The organism is Acidobacteriota bacterium (assembly GCA_012517875.1).
In the GTDB taxonomy this organism is placed as follows: Bacteria; Acidobacteriota; JAAYUB01; order JAAYUB01; family JAAYUB01; genus JAAYUB01.
Window position 1 is genome coordinate 16,608 of record JAAYUB010000108.1, and the last position, 16,600, is coordinate 33,207.

17 protein-coding genes are annotated in these 16,600 nt (G+C 66.4%); 16 read left to right on the forward strand and 1 reads right to left on the reverse strand.

The genetic code is table 11. The annotated features are described in order from the left end of the window. Positions 1-10: 10 nt before the first annotated feature. From GX414_11660 to GX414_11720, 13 genes are all read left to right on the forward strand, one after another. Positions 11-595, forward strand: coding sequence for a hypothetical protein (locus GX414_11660; GenBank protein ID NLI47751.1), 585 nt, complete (start codon positions 11-13; stop codon positions 593-595). Between the two features lie 24 nt (positions 596-619). Then, the gene (locus GX414_11665; GenBank protein ID NLI47752.1) at positions 620-3,778 is read left to right on the forward strand and encodes a VWA domain-containing protein; all 3,159 of its coding nucleotides are present in this window, start codon (positions 620-622) and stop codon (positions 3,776-3,778) included. A gap of 105 nt (positions 3,779-3,883) precedes the next feature. Beyond that, positions 3,884-4,462, forward strand: coding sequence for a hypothetical protein (locus GX414_11670; GenBank protein NLI47753.1), 579 nt, complete (start codon positions 3,884-3,886; stop codon positions 4,460-4,462). 39 nt (positions 4,463-4,501) lie between these two features. Beyond that, a complete protein-coding gene (locus tag GX414_11675) occupies positions 4,502-5,488 on the forward strand; it encodes a hypothetical protein (protein ID NLI47754.1) in 987 nt (328 codons plus the stop codon). 112 nt (positions 5,489-5,600) lie between these two features. Beyond that, positions 5,601-6,182: a hypothetical protein gene (locus tag GX414_11680; GenBank protein NLI47755.1), complete on the forward strand. Its 582-nt coding sequence runs from the start codon at positions 5,601-5,603 to the stop codon at positions 6,180-6,182. A 104-nt stretch (positions 6,183-6,286) separates the two neighbouring features. After that, positions 6,287-7,729, forward strand: a complete 1,443-nt coding sequence (locus GX414_11685) for a sigma-54-dependent Fis family transcriptional regulator (protein ID NLI47756.1) — start codon at positions 6,287-6,289, stop codon at positions 7,727-7,729. Positions 7,730-7,743: 14 nt separating this feature from the next. Further along, entirely contained in the window at positions 7,744-8,484 is a 741-nt protein-coding gene (locus tag GX414_11690; GenBank protein ID NLI47757.1) for a tryptophan synthase subunit alpha, read from the forward strand. Continuing rightward, a complete protein-coding gene (locus tag GX414_11695) occupies positions 8,481-9,260 on the forward strand; it encodes a glycosyltransferase family 2 protein (GenBank protein ID NLI47758.1) in 780 nt (259 codons plus the stop codon). Before GX414_11690 ends, GX414_11695 begins: the two co-directional genes overlap by 4 nt. Beyond that, complete coding sequence (locus GX414_11700; GenBank protein NLI47759.1) at positions 9,235-10,365, forward strand: glycosyltransferase; 1,131 nt, start codon at positions 9,235-9,237, stop codon at positions 10,363-10,365. Before GX414_11695 ends, GX414_11700 begins: the two co-directional genes overlap by 26 nt. A gap of 28 nt (positions 10,366-10,393) precedes the next feature. Further along, the gene (locus GX414_11705; GenBank protein ID NLI47760.1) at positions 10,394-11,305 is read left to right on the forward strand and encodes a phosphoribosylaminoimidazolesuccinocarboxamide synthase; all 912 of its coding nucleotides are present in this window, start codon (positions 10,394-10,396) and stop codon (positions 11,303-11,305) included. 56 nt (positions 11,306-11,361) lie between these two features. After that, positions 11,362-11,940 (forward strand): CvpA family protein, encoded by a 579-nt coding sequence (locus GX414_11710; protein ID NLI47761.1) that lies wholly within the window; start codon positions 11,362-11,364, stop codon positions 11,938-11,940. 87 nt (positions 11,941-12,027) lie between these two features. Further along, positions 12,028-12,288, forward strand: a complete 261-nt coding sequence (locus GX414_11715; GenBank protein ID NLI47762.1) for a hypothetical protein — start codon at positions 12,028-12,030, stop codon at positions 12,286-12,288. Positions 12,289-12,376: 88 nt separating this feature from the next. Next, positions 12,377-12,988: a M48 family metallopeptidase gene (locus GX414_11720; protein NLI47763.1), complete on the forward strand. Its 612-nt coding sequence runs from the start codon at positions 12,377-12,379 to the stop codon at positions 12,986-12,988. Here GX414_11720 and dusB read toward each other — a convergent pair. Next, on the reverse strand, positions 12,946-13,932 hold the full coding sequence (dusB, locus tag GX414_11725; GenBank protein ID NLI47764.1) for a tRNA dihydrouridine synthase DusB: 987 nt from the start codon (positions 13,930-13,932) through the stop codon (positions 12,946-12,948). The two genes, GX414_11720 and dusB, sit on opposite strands and share 43 nt — an antisense overlap. Positions 13,933-14,188: 256 nt before the next feature. Here dusB and GX414_11730 point away from each other — a divergent pair, with 256 nt between their 5' ends. The 3 genes from GX414_11730 to GX414_11740 form a co-directional block, all read left to right on the forward strand. Beyond that, positions 14,189-15,574 (forward strand): L-serine ammonia-lyase, encoded by a 1,386-nt coding sequence (locus tag GX414_11730; GenBank protein NLI47765.1) that lies wholly within the window; start codon positions 14,189-14,191, stop codon positions 15,572-15,574. Between the two features lie 30 nt (positions 15,575-15,604). Next, a complete protein-coding gene (locus GX414_11735; GenBank protein ID NLI47766.1) occupies positions 15,605-16,048 on the forward strand; it encodes a pyridoxamine 5'-phosphate oxidase family protein in 444 nt (147 codons plus the stop codon). Positions 16,049-16,052: 4 nt separating this feature from the next. Then, positions 16,053-16,600, forward strand: a 548-nt coding sequence (locus tag GX414_11740) for a pyruvate dehydrogenase (acetyl-transferring) E1 component subunit alpha (protein NLI47767.1), incomplete at its 3' end; no start/stop codon positions are given.

Consider the following 16,600-nt stretch of genomic DNA (forward strand, 5'->3'; position numbering starts at 1 on the left):
GAGGCATCGCATGAAACGACAACGCGTCAACAACAGGGGCGTGGCCATGATCATCGCCCTGCTCATCGTGATGGCCTTGGCCATGCTGGCTTCGGGCGTCATCCTGATCACTACATCCGAGGTCTACGTCACCCGCAACCAGGCGTACGGCAAGGAGGCGTTCTACGCCGCCGAAGCCGGCCTGATGCACGCCCGGCGGATGCTCCGCAACCTCTCCAGCCGTGAACAGATCTCGGCGATGTACCAGATCAACCCCAGCGTCAACGACTACGACTACGGCCCCACCGGCACCACCGGCGCCAAGTGGAAGCGGCTGCTGGATCCCAACAACGGCAACACGCATGTCGCCGCCCTCATCGACACCGGCTCCAACCGGCGCTACGCGGTGTACGTGGTCAACACCGATCCCACCGAATTGGACACCAACAACCTGCCCATCGAGGCCGACGGCTACTTTTACGTCCGCTCGGTCGGCGAGAGCTGGATGGGATCCCGCAAGATTCTGGAAGAGATGATTTTTCTGGATACGCCCATCGTCGACGCTTCGAAGGACTCCTTCGGCGGCGGCGAAGGGAACGTCAATCCGCAGAAATAGCCGGGCGCAAGAAGGAGGATCAATATGAATACCCGATGGCTGTGGCTCCTGATAATTCTGGCCCTGAGCGGCCTGTCGGCCGTGGCGCAGACGGGCCAGAACCAGCCGGTCTACGACCCCAACGACCCCATCGGCCGGCTGCTGCCCCCGAACATTCACTTCGTCATTGACGTGTCAGGCTCCATGTCCTGCCAGCCCAACGGTGCCAGCGGCGGCCAATGCTCCAACTACGACTTCGCCGGGCAGCGCACCGACTCGAAGATCTATATCACCAAGACGGCCATCAACTCGCTCATGAGCCGCGACAACCTCCGGTTGCGCTGGTCGTTCTGGATGTACACCAACTCCGACTCCTATGCGCTCGCCCACGACATCAACCGCTATTTCTCCAGCGGCCGCTGGTACAGCCGCTACGCCTACTTTCCCACCAACCTCTACACCGTCACGGAGCGGAGCGACGGCACCAAGGTGCGTACGTACGACACCTACTTCTTCACCGGCGCCGGCTGCAGCAGCGATCGGGACCGGTTGCTGGTGCCCCTGCCGCACGGCGCCGACAACGATCCGTTCATGTCCAGCGTCGATCCCGGCTACGACAACCGGGCCGCCATCAAGTCGTGGGTGGACCGCAATTTCGACCGCACCACCGGCACCCTCACCGTTCCCGGCCTGAGCTGGAAGTTTGCGACCGAACTGCCGGCCCGCGGCTCCACGCCCATCAGCTATTCGCTCCAGTCGATTGCCCGCTACCTGTTCAACCGGAATCTCGACAACACGGTGAAGGCCTGTTACTACTTTGATCTGCCGTCCGGCACTCACAAGAACTGGTCGCCGTACGAGAGCCAGACCGGCCTGACGCCGCTGCCCGATCAGTATTTCAACTGCCGCTACAACGCGATCATGCTCCTCACCGACGGCCGCGACACCTGCGCCGGCGTTAGCGCGGCGATCAGCGCCGCTGACAAGCTGCGCAGCCGGCACAAGGTGGATACCTTCGTCGTCGGGTTCGGCCTCCAGTCCGATTCCGACAAGGCCGGCCTCGACTCCATCGCCCAGGCCGGCGGCACCGGTTACGCCTACTTCGCCGACAACGAGGGCGACCTCCTCAACTCCCTGGAGAAGATTCTGGGGAGCCTCGGCAGCGAGATCAGCGGCGACACCGAGCCCATCCTGGGCTTCATCGAACCCACGGCCATCACGTTCCCGAAGGCCATGCCGGAGAAGGTCCTGCTCCAGAACGTGATGTTCAAGGCCTCCATGACGTACAGCCCCGTGTTCAAGGGGCACATGCGGGCCTTCCAAGCTCTGACCACCTCCACCCAGGAAGGCAAGATCGACTTCCTGACCGACTTCACCAAGAACTCCGACAACAAGCTGTGGGATTTCGCCGACTGGATCGACACCACGCCGCACACGGAACGCGTCGTCCTGTTCTTGGACGGCGATGATTTGAAAGAGTTCACGAAGACATCCAGCAACGTCATCGCATCCACCGCCGGTCTCGGCAGCCTCTCCAAGGACGAACTCGAACTGTTCATCACCTGGGTGCGCACCCTGCCGGTGGGTTCCATCACCTACTCGACACCGGCGTTCGTGGGCCCGCCGTCCCTGACCGCGTACGGCAGCGCCGAGTATCTCAACTGGGCCAAGAGCCTGCAGGACCGCATCCCCATGCTGCTGTTCGGCTCCAACGACGGCCAGCTCCACTGCGTGGACGTGGAGACCGGCGCCGAGCTGTGGTCCTTCATCATTCCGGCGGCCATCGAGGGGACCAGCACCCGACCGGCCCGGATTTACACCGAGCTGTACGCGTCCGGCGACGTCAACAGCCAGGGGCAGCCCGACGTGTACGGCGCCCGCATCTACAACCGCCGCCCGCACTTCTACTATATGGCGTCCTCGCCCAAGGTGATCGACGCGCGCGACAGCAGCGGCAACTGGCGCACGCTGTGCGTATTCGGCATCGGCGCGGGCGGCCGCGAGTACTACTGCCTGGACATCACCAATCCCGACAGCCCGGAGTTCCTGTGGCGCTTCAGCGGCACGACCGCGAACCCCCTGGGCGAGACCTGGTCCGTGCCGGCGCTGGGCCGCTTTGGCCCCGCCACCGCCGATTACCCCAACGGGGTGTTCGGCGCAGTGGTGGGATCCGGTTTCAACCTGAATCCGGCGTTCCCCGAACCCACCAAGCTGGGCAAATCGGTGTACATCCTCAAACTCACCGATCCGACCAACGGAGTGCCCTCGATCATCTACTCCTATCACATGGCTGACACCTCCACGACCGCATTCGGGGCGTCACCCACCGCCCTCGTGAGCCGGGTGGGGAACTGCTTCTTCGCCCCGCCGGTGGCCTTTGTGTCGCCGCGGGACCGCGATCCGTATGTGGATGAGGTCTACATCGGCGACTATGACGGCAACCTCTACCAGTTCGTCCTGGACAAGGCCAACATCACCAACACGACCGCCCGGCTGATGTTCCAGGCCAAGAACGGCACGCCCATCTACTCGGTGCCGTTTGTGGCCACGATCAACCTGCCCGGCATCGGCTACAAGACGCTCATCGCGTTCAACGAATACGGCAAGCCCATCGACTCGTCGTTCGGCGCCCGGTCGGCTGGCGTGATGTACTGCCTAGTTAAGGAGAACCTGCCGACGACCGGCGTCATCCCCGTTTCCGACCTGATCGCCAGCACCGGCGCGACCACCTCCTTCAATCCGAGCACCAGCAAGGGCTTCTATTTTGAGTTTCCGGGAGCCTCGGAAGGCGAGTCCTCGCCCTTCCGGCCCACGATCTTCTTCACCAAGGACCGGGCCTGGATCGCCACCACCTCCTACAAGTTTTTCGTCGGCGGCACGGGCTGCGATCCGATCAACCACACCGTCGGCGCCGGCACGTCCTTGGCGTACGTATTCAACGCGCTCAACGGCGGGTACTTCAATTCCACCCCGGTGGAGCTGTCATCCGCCGGCAGCTGGTACGGCCGCGCCTCGGCGTTCCACAAGGGCGCCCGCGGCGAGGGCTGGATCGATATCGGCACCGGCGAGACGTGGGGCTGGGGCTACAGTCAGAGCCACGACAAGTTCGAGAAGTTCGACGCCGCGGCCGGCAACATCACGTATGACATGAACCCCACGGCCGGCGTGGAAGTCCGGATGAATTACTGGCGCGAATTCAAATAGTTCGCCAACCCGGCCGGAAGGAATCTGCAGCCTTCCGGCCGTTTTTTATCTGCCGCCGTGCCGATTGGACACCGGCCGGCCAGGCGAGCCTACGGGAGACTTCTCATGAAACTGACACGCCTGATGACGGGGGCAATGCTCGTTGTGGCGTTCGGGGCGCTGGCGGCGGCCGATAACCCGACCACCCAGCAAGATCCGTCCAAGGGGACGAAGCCGCGCACTTACAATGACGAGTCGCTCAAGCAATACCGCGGGAAGGGTAACATCACCACTTCGGCGCAACCGCAGGCCGCCAAGACGGCCGGGAAATCCGGCCCGGCGGCGCCGGACGAAATGTTCATCGCCGATCTGGGCACGGAAGGTCAAGCCATCCGAAATGCTTATTACGCTGCGCGCAAGGACAACCAGCGGGGCAACGACGAACTGGCCAAACTCTCGGTGCGCTGGGCGGACTTGCACAAAAAGCTGAGCAGTGCCCGGACGTCGCGGGAGCGCACCCGCCTCCGGAAAGAGGTGAATGCCTTGCAGACGGAAATGGCCGACGCCACCCAGACGGTGAACCGGGCGGACCAGCGCATGCAGGATGCCCTGGAGAAGGCCGAAAAGGCCAAGATCCTGAAGCCGCCGCCGGCCGGGGTCAAGGTGGAAAAGGCCGCCGCGGCGCCCGTGGACCCGGGGCGCTGATCCAGAGTGCGAGCACCGGCGGCAGGGGAGGTCGATACCGTGAATCTGCGATACATGCTGGTTGGCGTGTTGCTGGCGGTTGCGCTGTCTGCTTGGGCGTTGCCGACGGATGTCCTCGTCCTGAACCTGGACCGCGACCAGACCGATACCGGACCCGACCCGAACAGTTCCACGACAAGCATCCGGGCGCTGCTCACGGAGCTGGGCTACTCGTACACGTACCAGGAAGTGAGCCTCCACGATCACACCACTCTGGCCGCGATCGACTACGGCGACTATCCGCTGGTCATCATCGCCGTGGGAGTCAACTGCCTGTTTCAGCACGCTCACATTTTCAATGCCGCGGAGGGGCAGCACCTGGTGGACTACCTGAACACCGGCGGCCGGGTATACATGGAAGGCGGCGATGTCTGGTACCAGGACCCGAAAAACAACGGCGGTTACAACTTTTGCGCCGCGTTCGGGATCAACTACAGCCAGAGCAGCGACGGCGGAGCCGCCGACTTGTGGCACATCCGCGGGCTGTCGGCCGCGGCGCCCGTCACCACGGGACTGGCGTTCGACTACGGGCAGGACAACTGCTTCATCGACGTGATCGTCCGTCAGCAGGGTGTGGGTACGCAGATCTTCAAGAACATCAAGAACGACCCGCCCAATTACACCGAAACGAGCATCGCCGTGGCCCGCGACGCCGGCACGTACCGGACCATCGCCAGTTCCTTCGAGTTCGGCGGCCTGGTGGACGGCGCGGGGAACAACACCCGGCGGCACCTGCTCGAGATGTACCTCGACTTTTTCGGCGTGGAGCCGGGCGGTTCCCGTTACGGCGACCTGGACGGGGACGGAGCGGTCACTGGGGCCGATCTGGTTCTGATGGCTGAATACCTGGCGGCGAACATTGCCGGCTTCGAGGTGGCGCTGGAGTGGGCTGACCTGGACACCTCCGGCTGCGTGGATGTCGTGGACCAGACCATCCTGGATCATTTCCTGGCCGGCCATATCCCGACGCTGCCATTCAGCCACTGACCGGCGGGAAGGGGTCGGGCATGGCAAAATGTTGGCGGTCCGGTGTCAACATCTTGCCCTGCACCTCAATTTGACGTACAATACACACACCAACGTCGTCGGGAGTATTGCCATGAAAAAACTGGCTTTCTGGATTGTGGTGCTCGCCCTGGCCGCGCCGCTCTCGGCCCAGAGCATTGTGGATCTGGCCAAGCAGACCCGGAAGGACCGCGAAAGCAAGAAGCCGGCCAAGGTTTACACCAACCAGGACTTGCGATCCAGCAAGGGGAATGTGTCCACTTCCGGCGTGCCGCAGCCGCCCGCCGACCAGACGCCGGCCGAAGGCGAAGCCGCTGAACCCGCACCCACCCAGGACCAGGTCAACGAGGAGTACCAGGGCCGGATTGTCACCAAGTGCCGCGAGCTCCAGGACCTCCGACGCCAGCGGGATGTGGCCCAGCTGAACCTGACCGACGCCCGCAACGCCTACATGAACGAGTCCAGCGGCCATTACGCCAACTCGGTGCTCAAGCCGCAATGGGACAAGGCCAGACAGCGCCTGGATGACCTGGAGGCCGGGTACAAGAAAGCTGAGGCCGAACTGGGCGAGCTCAAGGACGAGGCGCGCCGTAAATTGGTTCCGGCCGGAGTCATCCGCAAGGCGGAGGAGGAGGGCATGGCTCAGCCCCCGCCGAACCCGCCGACCAGGAAATAACCCCGTCGGCCCGGGCGGACGTACATGGAGACGGGGCGGGGCTGCCGATCCGTCGGCCATGTCACATCTCCTGGCTGATTTGAACCGGCGAATGAACACGCCCCATGAACCGAGCCGACGAACATCCTTCCCTCAAAAACCGGCCGGGTAACGACCCGCCGGCTCCTGGTGCGAGCCGGGTGCTGGTGGTCGAGGACCGCACGGCGCTGCGCCAGATGCTGACGGAATATCTGACAGGGAAGGGCTACCAGGTGGACGCCGCCGGCAGCCTCCAGGAGGGGTTGGCCCGGTTCCACGGTGCCCGCTACCACATGATCGTCCTCGATCTGAAGCTACCGGACGGTTCGGGCATGGAACTCCTGCGGACGGTCCGGCAGGCGGAACCCACCCAGCCGGTCATTTTGATGACCGCCTACGGCTCCATCGAGGAATCGGTCCAGGCCATCAAGTACGGAGCGGTGGATTTCATCCAGAAGCCCCTCAACCTGGAGCAGCTCCATGCGCTGATTCAGCGCGGCATCGAATTCCGCCGCCTGGAGGACGAGGTCCTGCTGTACCGCGAGGAATTCCGCGAGGCCCGCAAGCTGCCGCTGTTGATCAGCCGCAACCCGGCGATGGAGGCCGTGGCCCGGCAGCTCCAGCGGATGGCTGCCACGGGAGCCACCATCCTGCTGCTGGGCGAGAGCGGGACCGGCAAGGAGCTGTTCGCCCGGACCATCCATCTGCTCTCGCCGCAGTCGGCGGGGCCGTTCGTCGAGGTCAACTGCGCCGCCATCCCCGAGACGCTCATCGAGAATGAACTGTTCGGCCATGTGCGGGGGGCGTACACCGGCGCGGAGTCGGCGATGAAAGGCAAATTCGAGCTGGCGATCGGCGGCACGCTCTTTCTGGACGAGATCGGCGACATGCCGGTGGGGGTTCAGGCCAAGCTGCTCAAGGCGCTCGAGGAAAAACGGATCAGCCCAATCGGCGGCACGTTCCAGGTGGCCGTCGACGTGCGGATCGTCGTGGCCACCAACCGCGACCTGGAGACGGAGATGGCCGAAGGGCGGTTCCGCCGGGATCTGTTCTTTCGGATCGGTCAGTTCACTGTCAGCATTCCGCCGCTGCGGGAACGGCCCGAAGACATCCAGCCGCTGGCCGAACACTTTCTGCGCGAGGCGGCCGCGCGATTCGGACGGCCCCAGCCGGTCCTGGATGCGGCGGCGGTGCAGGCCCTTGAGCGGTACGCCTGGCCCGGCAACGTCCGCGAGCTCAAGAACCTGGTGGAGCGGGCGGTCATCATCGACGACGATGGCCGCCTTGATCCGGACGACCTGTTCCCCGGCCCCGGCCGGAGCGCAACCGGGCCGGTCCAGGCGTCTCTCGAAGGATTTGACCGGATCGGACTGGACGCCTGGCTGCAGCGCGAGCAGGCCGTGCTGGAACGCGAGGCGTTGGCGCGCCTGCGGGCGCGTCATCCCGCGGACCTGCCGGGCCTGGCGGCGGCCCTGGGGCTGACCGAAGCCGAAACCGCGCGCCGATTGAAACGCCACCGAATTTCCTGACACGGTTTTTTCCCATGCGTCTGAAGGAAGCCATCGCGGAACACGGCTATCGGCGTGAGAACCCGGTGCTTCCGTTTTTCCCCTACCTGCACGAGCACCGCCGCGAATTGCACCAGTTCCTGGAGCGGCTGGCCGCAGCCGGCCCGCTGACCGCCGTGGGCCTGATCTATCCGGGCCGGCCGGTCTTGGCCGACTGGCCGGTGCGGGCCGACGACTGGAGCCTGGAGCGCGAGTGGGACCTTCTCCAGTTCATCTACTTTCTGAAGCAGCGGCTGGCGCTGCCGGTGGTGCTGGCCATCCACTATCTGGACATCTGCCGCTTCGGGGTGATCCCCTACGCCCAGGAGGGCCACACGATCGGAATGGACGCCCTGCTGGTGCGGGATCCGTTCCCCGAGGAGCTCGATTTCTTCTCCGCCGAGCTGTCCGCCGGCGGCGTAGGGCTGGCGTTCGCTCTCGACGACGGTCTGCCGGAGCCGGACTGCGAACGCCTGGCGGAGTACGCGTCGGCGTTCCTTTACTGGACGGCGGCCGCCGCGGTCGTCCCCGGTGAGTGGGCGAACCGTCGGACCGACCTGCGCCTGTTTCGAAAGGCCGAGCCGCCGGACGGGCCGCCGCCGGCCGGGCGGACCGCGTGGGTGTTGGAACAACCTACGGGGCTGACCGTATGGGAGCCCGACTGGGCCACCATAGACGTCGCCGCTACGGTTGGCCGGATTCGCGCCTGGACCGGTGGCGAGGGAGGCGGTGCATGAGGCGCGTGTCGGCCATCGTCATCGCCTGCAACGAGGAGCGGAGCCTGCCGCGGGCGCTGGCCAGCCTGGCCTGGGCGGACGAGATCGTGGTGGTGGATTCCGGCAGTACCGACGGCACTGTGGCGGCGGCCGAGGCGGCCGGTGCCCGTGTGTGCCACCGCGACTGGACCGGCTTCGTTGACCAGAAAAATCACGCCTTGGATCAGGCGACGTCGCCATGGGTATTCTCGCTGGACGCCGACGAGGAGTGCGCGCCGGAATTGATCGCGGAGATCGTCCGTTGGCGGGATCAACCCGAGGCCGAGGGCGATCCAGCGGGCTACCGCCTGCCCCGCTTGGCCTGGTTCATGGGACGCTGGATCCGCCATTCCGACTGGTACCCCGATCACCAGCTTCGCCTGTTCCGCAAGGATGCGGGCCGCTGGACGCCGCGGCGGGTGCACGAGTCGGTCCATGTGGCGGGGGCGGTGGGGACGTTTGCATCCCCCATCCGGCACTATCCGTACGAAGATCTCGGCGATTACCTCCGCAAGATGGACGCCTACTCCCGGCTGGCTGTCCAGGACCTGTGGGAGCGGGGGCGGCGGGCGTCGGCGGCGAAGGTGCTGGGTGCGCCCCTGGCGGCGTTTGTCAAAAGCTACGTGTTCAAGCGGGGCTTTCTGGATGGCGGACCGGGTGTCGTCGTGGCGGGAATGTCGCTGGTGTCCACGTTCTTCCGCTATGCCCGGCTGTACGAGATGGGGACGGACCATGAACCGCACGCCGACGCCGAGTGATCCTCCGGTTCTGCTGGTGGACGACGAGCCGGCGTGGCGCGGCGGCCAGGAGTCGCTGTTCAGCCTGGCGGCCACATGGGAGTCGGCCGGGCGCCCCTTCGCGCTGGCGTGCGCCGTCGGTGGCGAACTGGAGCGCCGCGCCCGGGAGCGGGGCTGGCCGGTGCGGCCGTTCGCGCCGGGCGGGGAACTGTCGCCCCGCGTCTGCCGGTGTTTCACCCGCTGGCTGGACGAGATTGCGCCCGGCGTCATCCTCTACAACACGCCCAAGCCGGTCACGGCCGGCCTGCTGGCATCCCGGTGGCGGCGGCGACCAGTGCGGCACGTGGTGGCCCGACGGGTTGTGTTTCCGCTCCGAGACCACCGCCTGTCCCGCTGGAAGTACCGTCAGGCGGACCATTTCATCGCTATCTCCGCGGCGGTGGCTGCGGCGCTCCGCGACTCCGGCATCCCGCCGGCACAGATCACCGTCGTGCCCGAGGGGCTCGACGTGGCCGCCTTCGATGCGGTGGCGCCGGCGCACGAGGAATTCCCGCGGCGCGCCGGATGCACGTTCGGCTGCCTGGCCGCCCTGACCCGGGAGAAGGGCGTGGACGTGCTGCTCGACGCGCTGGCCCGACACCGGAGGCGGTTTCCCGACTCCGCCCTGCGGGTGGCCGGCACGGGCGCCGAGGCGGAGGCGCTGAAGCGGCAGGCCGAGGCGCTTGGTTTGGCCGAATCCGTCCGGTTCCTCGGATTCCGGTCCGATGTCGCCGCCGTGGTCAAATGCCTCGACGCCGTGGTGCTCCCGTCGCGGGCCGAGGGCTTCGGACGTGCCGCCCTGCTGGCGATGGCGGCCGGCCTGCCGGTCGCCGCCGCCGCTACGGGCGGCATCCCGGAAGTGGTGGTCGACGGCGTCACCGGCTGGCTTTGCGTGCCGGATGATCCGGACGCGCTGGCCGGCCTTCTAAACCGGCTCGCCGGCGAGCCGGAGAGGGCTCGAGCCCTGGGGGCGGCGGGACGCGCGCGGCTGCTGGAGCGGTTCACGGTGGTGCAGATGAGCGAACAGACGGCGGCGTGTATCGACAAATTGCTTGCCCCGGCGGGCGGATCCGGTGACAATCCGTAAACGAAATATTCCGCGAGGTGGAAGTCCCATGGCCAACGCATCGTTTCCCACACTGCTCCAGGTTGACCTGCCGGGCTTCGAGCGGGTCGGCAGCGGCAAGGTCCGCGAGATGTTCGCGGTGGACGACCGCTTGTTGATCGTGACGACCGACCGGATCTCCGCCTTCGATTGCATCCTGCCGGTGGGAATTCCATACAAGGGGATCGTTCTCAACCAAATTTCGTTATTCTGGTTCCACAAGTTCAAGGATCTGCTCCCCAACCACCTGCTGTGCGGTCGGGTGGACGAGATGCCGCCGGCGCTGCATGCGCATGCCGAGAGTCTGCGGGGCCGCTCCATGTTGGTGCGGCGCGCCGCGGTGCTGCCGGTGGAGTGCATCGTCCGCGGCTACCTGGCCGGATCCGGATGGAATGAATACCGCATGGACGGCACCATCTGCGGCCTGCCGCTACCCGGCCGGCTGAGCGAGAGTGACCGGCTGCCGCAGCCCATTTTCACACCGTCGACCAAGTCCGTGTTCGGCCACGACGAGAACATCTCCTTCGATGACATGTGCGGCATTGTCGGCGCGGAGAAGGCCGAGCGGGTGCGGGCGCTGTCGCTGGCGCTGTACCAGCAGGCCGCCGCCTACGCCGAAGGGCAGGGGATCATCATCGCCGACACCAAGTTCGAATTCGGCGACATCGACGGCCAGCTTGTCCTGGTGGACGAGGTGCTTACCCCCGACTCCAGCCGGTTCTGGCCGGCCGACGGATACAAACCGGGTCGGCCGCAGCCGTCGTTCGACAAGCAGTATGTCCGCGACTACCTGCTGGGACTCGACTGGGATCGGCAGCCGCCGGCGCCGCCGTTGCCGGAACCGGTGATCCAGAAGACCTCGGAGAAGTACCTGGAAGCCTACCGGCGGCTGACGGGTGTGGACCTGCTGGCCAAACGCTAAACCGACTCGCCGTGCCGCGGGCGGGCGCCGTCCCGGCGGCAGTGCAAGGACATGCCGTGAATCTGCTCGACCTGGTGTTCATCCTCGTGCTGGTGGGCTCGGTGGTGCTGGCCATGTTCAAAGGGCTGTTCAAGGAACTGGTCTCGATCGCGGCCCTCGTCGTCGGCGTGATCGTCGCGGGGCAGCTGTACCGGCAGGGGGCGCGGCTGCTGGCGCCTTGGATGGGTGAGTCCGAGCTGCGGTCCGCCCTCGGGTTTCTGGTGGTGTTCTTCGGCATTCTGCTGGCGGCCGGGCTGATCATGTTCATCGTGGACCGCATCCTGAAGTTCACCCATCTGAAGTGGATCGACCGGCTGCTGGGCGGGCTGTTCGGGCTGTTGCGCGGCTGGCTGGTCTGCGCGGTGATCGTTCTGGCGATGACCGCGTGCGGCTGGCAGGTGGCTCGCCTGCGGAAATCCGGACTGGCGCCGTACCTGCTCATGACCGCCCGCGCCGCGATCCTGCTGGTGCCGGCGCAGCTGCGACAGGAATTCGAAGCCACCTACAGAAGCATTTATCGCGGCTGGCTCGATGAGATGCCGGGGTACCGTCCGGCGGCGGACGACAACGGGACGGATTCCCCGAAAACCCCTTGACGACCTGTTGACAATATTTGCTTGGCGACAGCCGCTGTGGTATACTGGGCGCCGTTTCGCTGAATGACGACGGCTTGGAACGGGAATATGAAAGCAATTAAAAACACCCTGCGGGCCGACCTGGAATCGTACGTCGGCGGGTGCGTCAAACATGGCATCGGCTACAAGGACGCGCTCGTCCAGATGGACATGGAGTACATCATGCAGGTGCTGGCGCAGACCCGCTACAATATTTCCAAGTCGGCGGACATGCTGGGTATCAACCGCAACACCCTGAGCAAGAAAATTGTGGAATTCAAGAAATTCGAGCGGTTCCGCAACCACCAGAAAATTCACAACGGCCGATAGCTGGCCGGACTCCTTTTTCCCCCCCGCCAATAAAGCTGCGCTCGAGCGGGAAGCCGCCCGGCGGCGCCGTGCGCCCGCGCGCGTCGAGGTGCGGATCGCGGACTACCGGAGCACCGTCGTCCGCGTGGTGCGGCGGGGCGAGCTATGCCGCGTGAGCGTCCACAGCCGATTGGCGGCGGCACCGCCCGGCGTGTTCGCTGCCGCGGTGCGGTGCGTGTGGGACCGGCTGGACCGGCAGGCGCCGGACCCAGCGGATGTGCGCGCACTCGCCGCCTTCCTGCGGGATCATCGGGCGGCGGTCCCCCCGCCGACGCCGGCCGGATCCGCAGCCGGCCGCCACGTGGATCTCGCAGCCGTCTGCCGTTCGGTCAATGCGCGGTTTTTCGGCGGGCAGGCGCCGGTGGTCGGTGTGATGTGGACACCGCGCCGGTCATTCCGCCGGCTGGCGGACTGCCATCCCGAGGCGGGGATCATTCGGGTAAGCCGGCTCCTGGACAGTCCGCGGGTGCCACCGTACTACATCGAATACTTGATCTACCACGAGCTGCTGCATCTCGTCGTCCCGCCGGTGATGCGCGGCGGACGGCGCTGCTTTCACCACCTGGCATTCCAACGCCTGGAGCGCCGATTCCCGCAGTACCGGGAGGCGCGGGAGTATCAGGAGCAGATGCTGCTGTCGCTGGCCAGGGCGGCCAGGTAATCCAGCAGCGCTTGCGGCTCGGTCAGGGCGTAGATCCGCTGCCGGTGCGCCGCCGCCGCCGGGATGCCGTGCACCCACCACGAACAGAATTTTTTCAACTCCCCCATGATCCGAACAGGCGGTCCGGCGGCGATGATCTCGCGGCACACGGCGACGCAGAGCTCCAACAGCGCCTCCGGTTCGGTGGGCGCGAACGCGCCCGTCTCCAGAAAATCGGCGGTCTGCCGCAAGAGCCATGGATTGCGGGTGACGCCCCGCCCCACCATCACCGCGTCGCAGCCGGTTGTGTCGAACATCGCCGCGGCGTCGGCCGGAACCAGGATGTCGCCGTTGCCGACGACCGGGACGCGGCACGCCGCCTTGAGCTGCCGGATGTGGTCCCAGTCCGAACGGCCGGAGAAGCGCATGGTCCGTGTCCGCGGGTGGAGGGTGATGGCGTCGACGCCGCTGTCTTCGGCCAGGCGGCCGATTTCGAGGAAGTTGATCCGATTGGCGTCATAGCCGGAGCGGATCTTCACGGTCACGGGGACGGACACCGCCCGGCGGACCGCCGTCAGGATCCGCGCCAGCTGCGGCGGGTCCTGCAGCAGGTAGGCGCCGCCATGGTTTCGAAGCACCTTGCGCGCCGGGCAGCCGGCGTTGATGTCGACGATGTCGGCGCCCGCCGCGACCGCCTGAAGCGCCGCGTCCGCCATCGCCTCGGGCCGTGAACCGTAAATCTGGATGGCGAAGGGCCGCTCCACCGGATCGGCGGCCATCATCGCCAGGGTGCGGCGCTGGCGGCGCACAATCGCTTCGACGCTCAGCAACTCGGAGACCGTGAGGCCGCAGCCGCCAAGCTGACGAATCATCCGCCGGAACGGCCGGTCGGTGATCCCGGCCATCGGGGCCAGAATCACGTTGGGTCTCACTGTCACCGGACCGAGCTGCATGCTGCCGTACATGACCGCCGTACTCCTGCACATCTGCGCGGGGCCTATTGAAACACATCCCGAACGGTCGGACAATGTTGAACTTTTCCGCGAAAGCGTCTAGAATCCCACCGAGCCGATCAATCCGTTCGGGGAAAAGACCGGCCGGCGTGCAGCTCAGCCAGCAGAGCGAATCCGTAACCGCTAGCGGATTTCTAAATGGAGAAAACGGCACCATGCGTGCCGGAATCCGGCGGACGCAGCGATCGGCCGAAAAGGAACAGCGGACATGGACATCGTCGGCACATTCGCCATCTTGAAATTGGCCGTGGGCCCCAGCTCGTCGCACACCCTGGGGCCCTTTTTGGCCGCTCGGGATTTCCGCCGCCGCCTGGAGGCAGCGCGCCCGGCCGCCGGCGCCCACGTCCGGGTGCACCTGTTCGGGAGCCTCGCCCTCACCGGCCGCGGTCACCTGACCGATCTGGCCGTGACGGCGGGACTGGCCGGCTGCGAACTGGACATCGAGCCGCCGGCCGACCTGCGCGCCATCGCGCAGGAGATCCGGCAGCACGGCCGCATCCTGGCGGGCGGGGCGGCGGTCGGTTTCCGCCCGGAAGAGGATGTTATCTTTGACGTCCAGCGCCGGGACGTGCCGCACCCGAACACTCTGCGCTTCGAGCTGCTGGACACGGACAGCCGCGTGCTGGCCGAGTCCGAGTACCGGTCGATCGGCGGTGGCCGCATCGCCGGGGGCGGATCCGAGGGAGCGTCGCCGCAGGCGCCGGTGACGGCGCATCCCTCGCTGAGCCGCGTCATCGACGACTGTCTGGAGCAGGGCATCGGCTTGGCGGCGTACGTCCGCGAACGGGAGCGGACGTTCGGCGGCCTGGATACGGCGGCCGTCGACACGCGACTGGCACGACTGTGGGCAGCCATGACCGGCGCCATCGACGCCGGTCTCCAGGCCGAGGGCGTACTGCCCGGCCGGCTGAAGCTGCCGCGGCGGGCGGCGGAGATGTTCACCAGCTTCCAGCGCAACATCCGCCATTGGCGCGTGCTGCCGCAGGAAGTCACCCTGGCGGCTGTGTACGCCATCGCCGTGGCGGAGCAGAACGCCGCCGGCGGGCGGGTGGTCACCGCGCCCACCTGCGGTTCCGCCGGCGTCGTGCCGGCGGTGCTGCGGATGCTGCAGGAGCGGTTTCGCCTGGCGGACGAGGCGATCTACGACGCGCTCCTCGTGGCGGCCCTGGTGGGCGGCGTCGTGGCGGCCAACGCCTCGATCGCCGGCGCCGAGGTGGGGTGCCAGGGCGAGGTGGGCACGGCGAGCGCCATGGCCGCCGCGGCGGCCTGCCACCTGCTGGGCGGCACGGTGCTCCAGGTCGAGTCGGCGGCGGAGATGGCGCTGGAGCACCACCTTGGGCTGACCTGCGACCCGGTGCAGGGGCTGGTGCAAATCCCGTGCATCGAGCGGAACGCCGTGGGCGCGGTCACCGCGCTCAACGCCGCCAACCTGGCGCTGCTCAGCAGCGGCGCCCACCGGATCAGCTTCGACCAGGTGGTGGCCACCATGAAGCAGGTGGGGCAGGACATGTCGGCGAAATACAAGGAAACCGCACTGGGCGGACTGGCGGCGGCGGATGTCGCGGCGCCCCGGCGCCCCGGTGCCGACGCGTGACGGCGAGCGACAATCTAGAAGGTGAGGTCGATGGATAAACAGGAACTGATGCGACTGCTGGCCGAGTTGATCGAGGAGTCGAAAGTGGGGCTGCTGGCCACGGTGGACGCCGACGGGCATCCGCACGTCCGGTGGATGGTGCCGGCCCTCCTGCGGGGCCGGGCCGGCTCGCTGTACACCGTCTCGGCGCCGGACGCGCCGAAGATCGCCCACCTGGAAGAACACCCCGACGTGGAATGGATCATCCAGACCCGGGCCATCCACCGCGTCATCAATCTGCGGGGTCGGATGTACGCGGTGGACAACCCCTCGCTGCGCAACGAGGTGCTCGAAACCATGGGCCGGCGACTGACCGCCTTCTGGCAGCAATCGGCCGACACCGCGTCCTTCGTGGTGCTGGAAACCGTGCTGGCGGAAGCGGCGTACTACCTGCCCATGAAGGGCATTCGGTTCGTCGTGCCGCTGGCGGAGTGACGCGATGGCCAAGCAAGAGGATCTCACAGCCTACGGGCGGGAACTGACCACGCAGCTGCTGCGGGACATGGTGCTGATGCGTCGGTTCGAGGAGAAGGCCGGCCAGATGTACGGCCTGCGCAAGATCGGCGGCTTCTGCCATCTTTACATCGGGCAGGAGGCCGTCGCCACCGGCGCGGTGGCGGCGCTGGACCTGGTTCGCGATTACGTGATCACCGCCTACCGCGACCACGGCCACGCGCTGGCGTGCGGCATGGATCCCGGGGCGCTGATGGCCGAGCTCTACGGCAAGGCCACCGGCTGTTCCAAGGGCAAGGGCGGCTCCATGCACCTGTTCGACGCCCCGCGCCATTTTCTCGGCGGGCACGGCATCGTCGGTGGACAGATCCCGCTGGCCGCCGGCGTCGCCTTCAAGATCCGCTATCGGGATGAGGGCGGCGTGGTCCTCTGCTTCTTCGGCGACGGTGCCATCCACCAGGGTGCGTTCCACGAGAGCCTCAATATGGCCAAGATTTGGAAGCTGCCGGTGATCTTCATCTGCGAAAACAACCA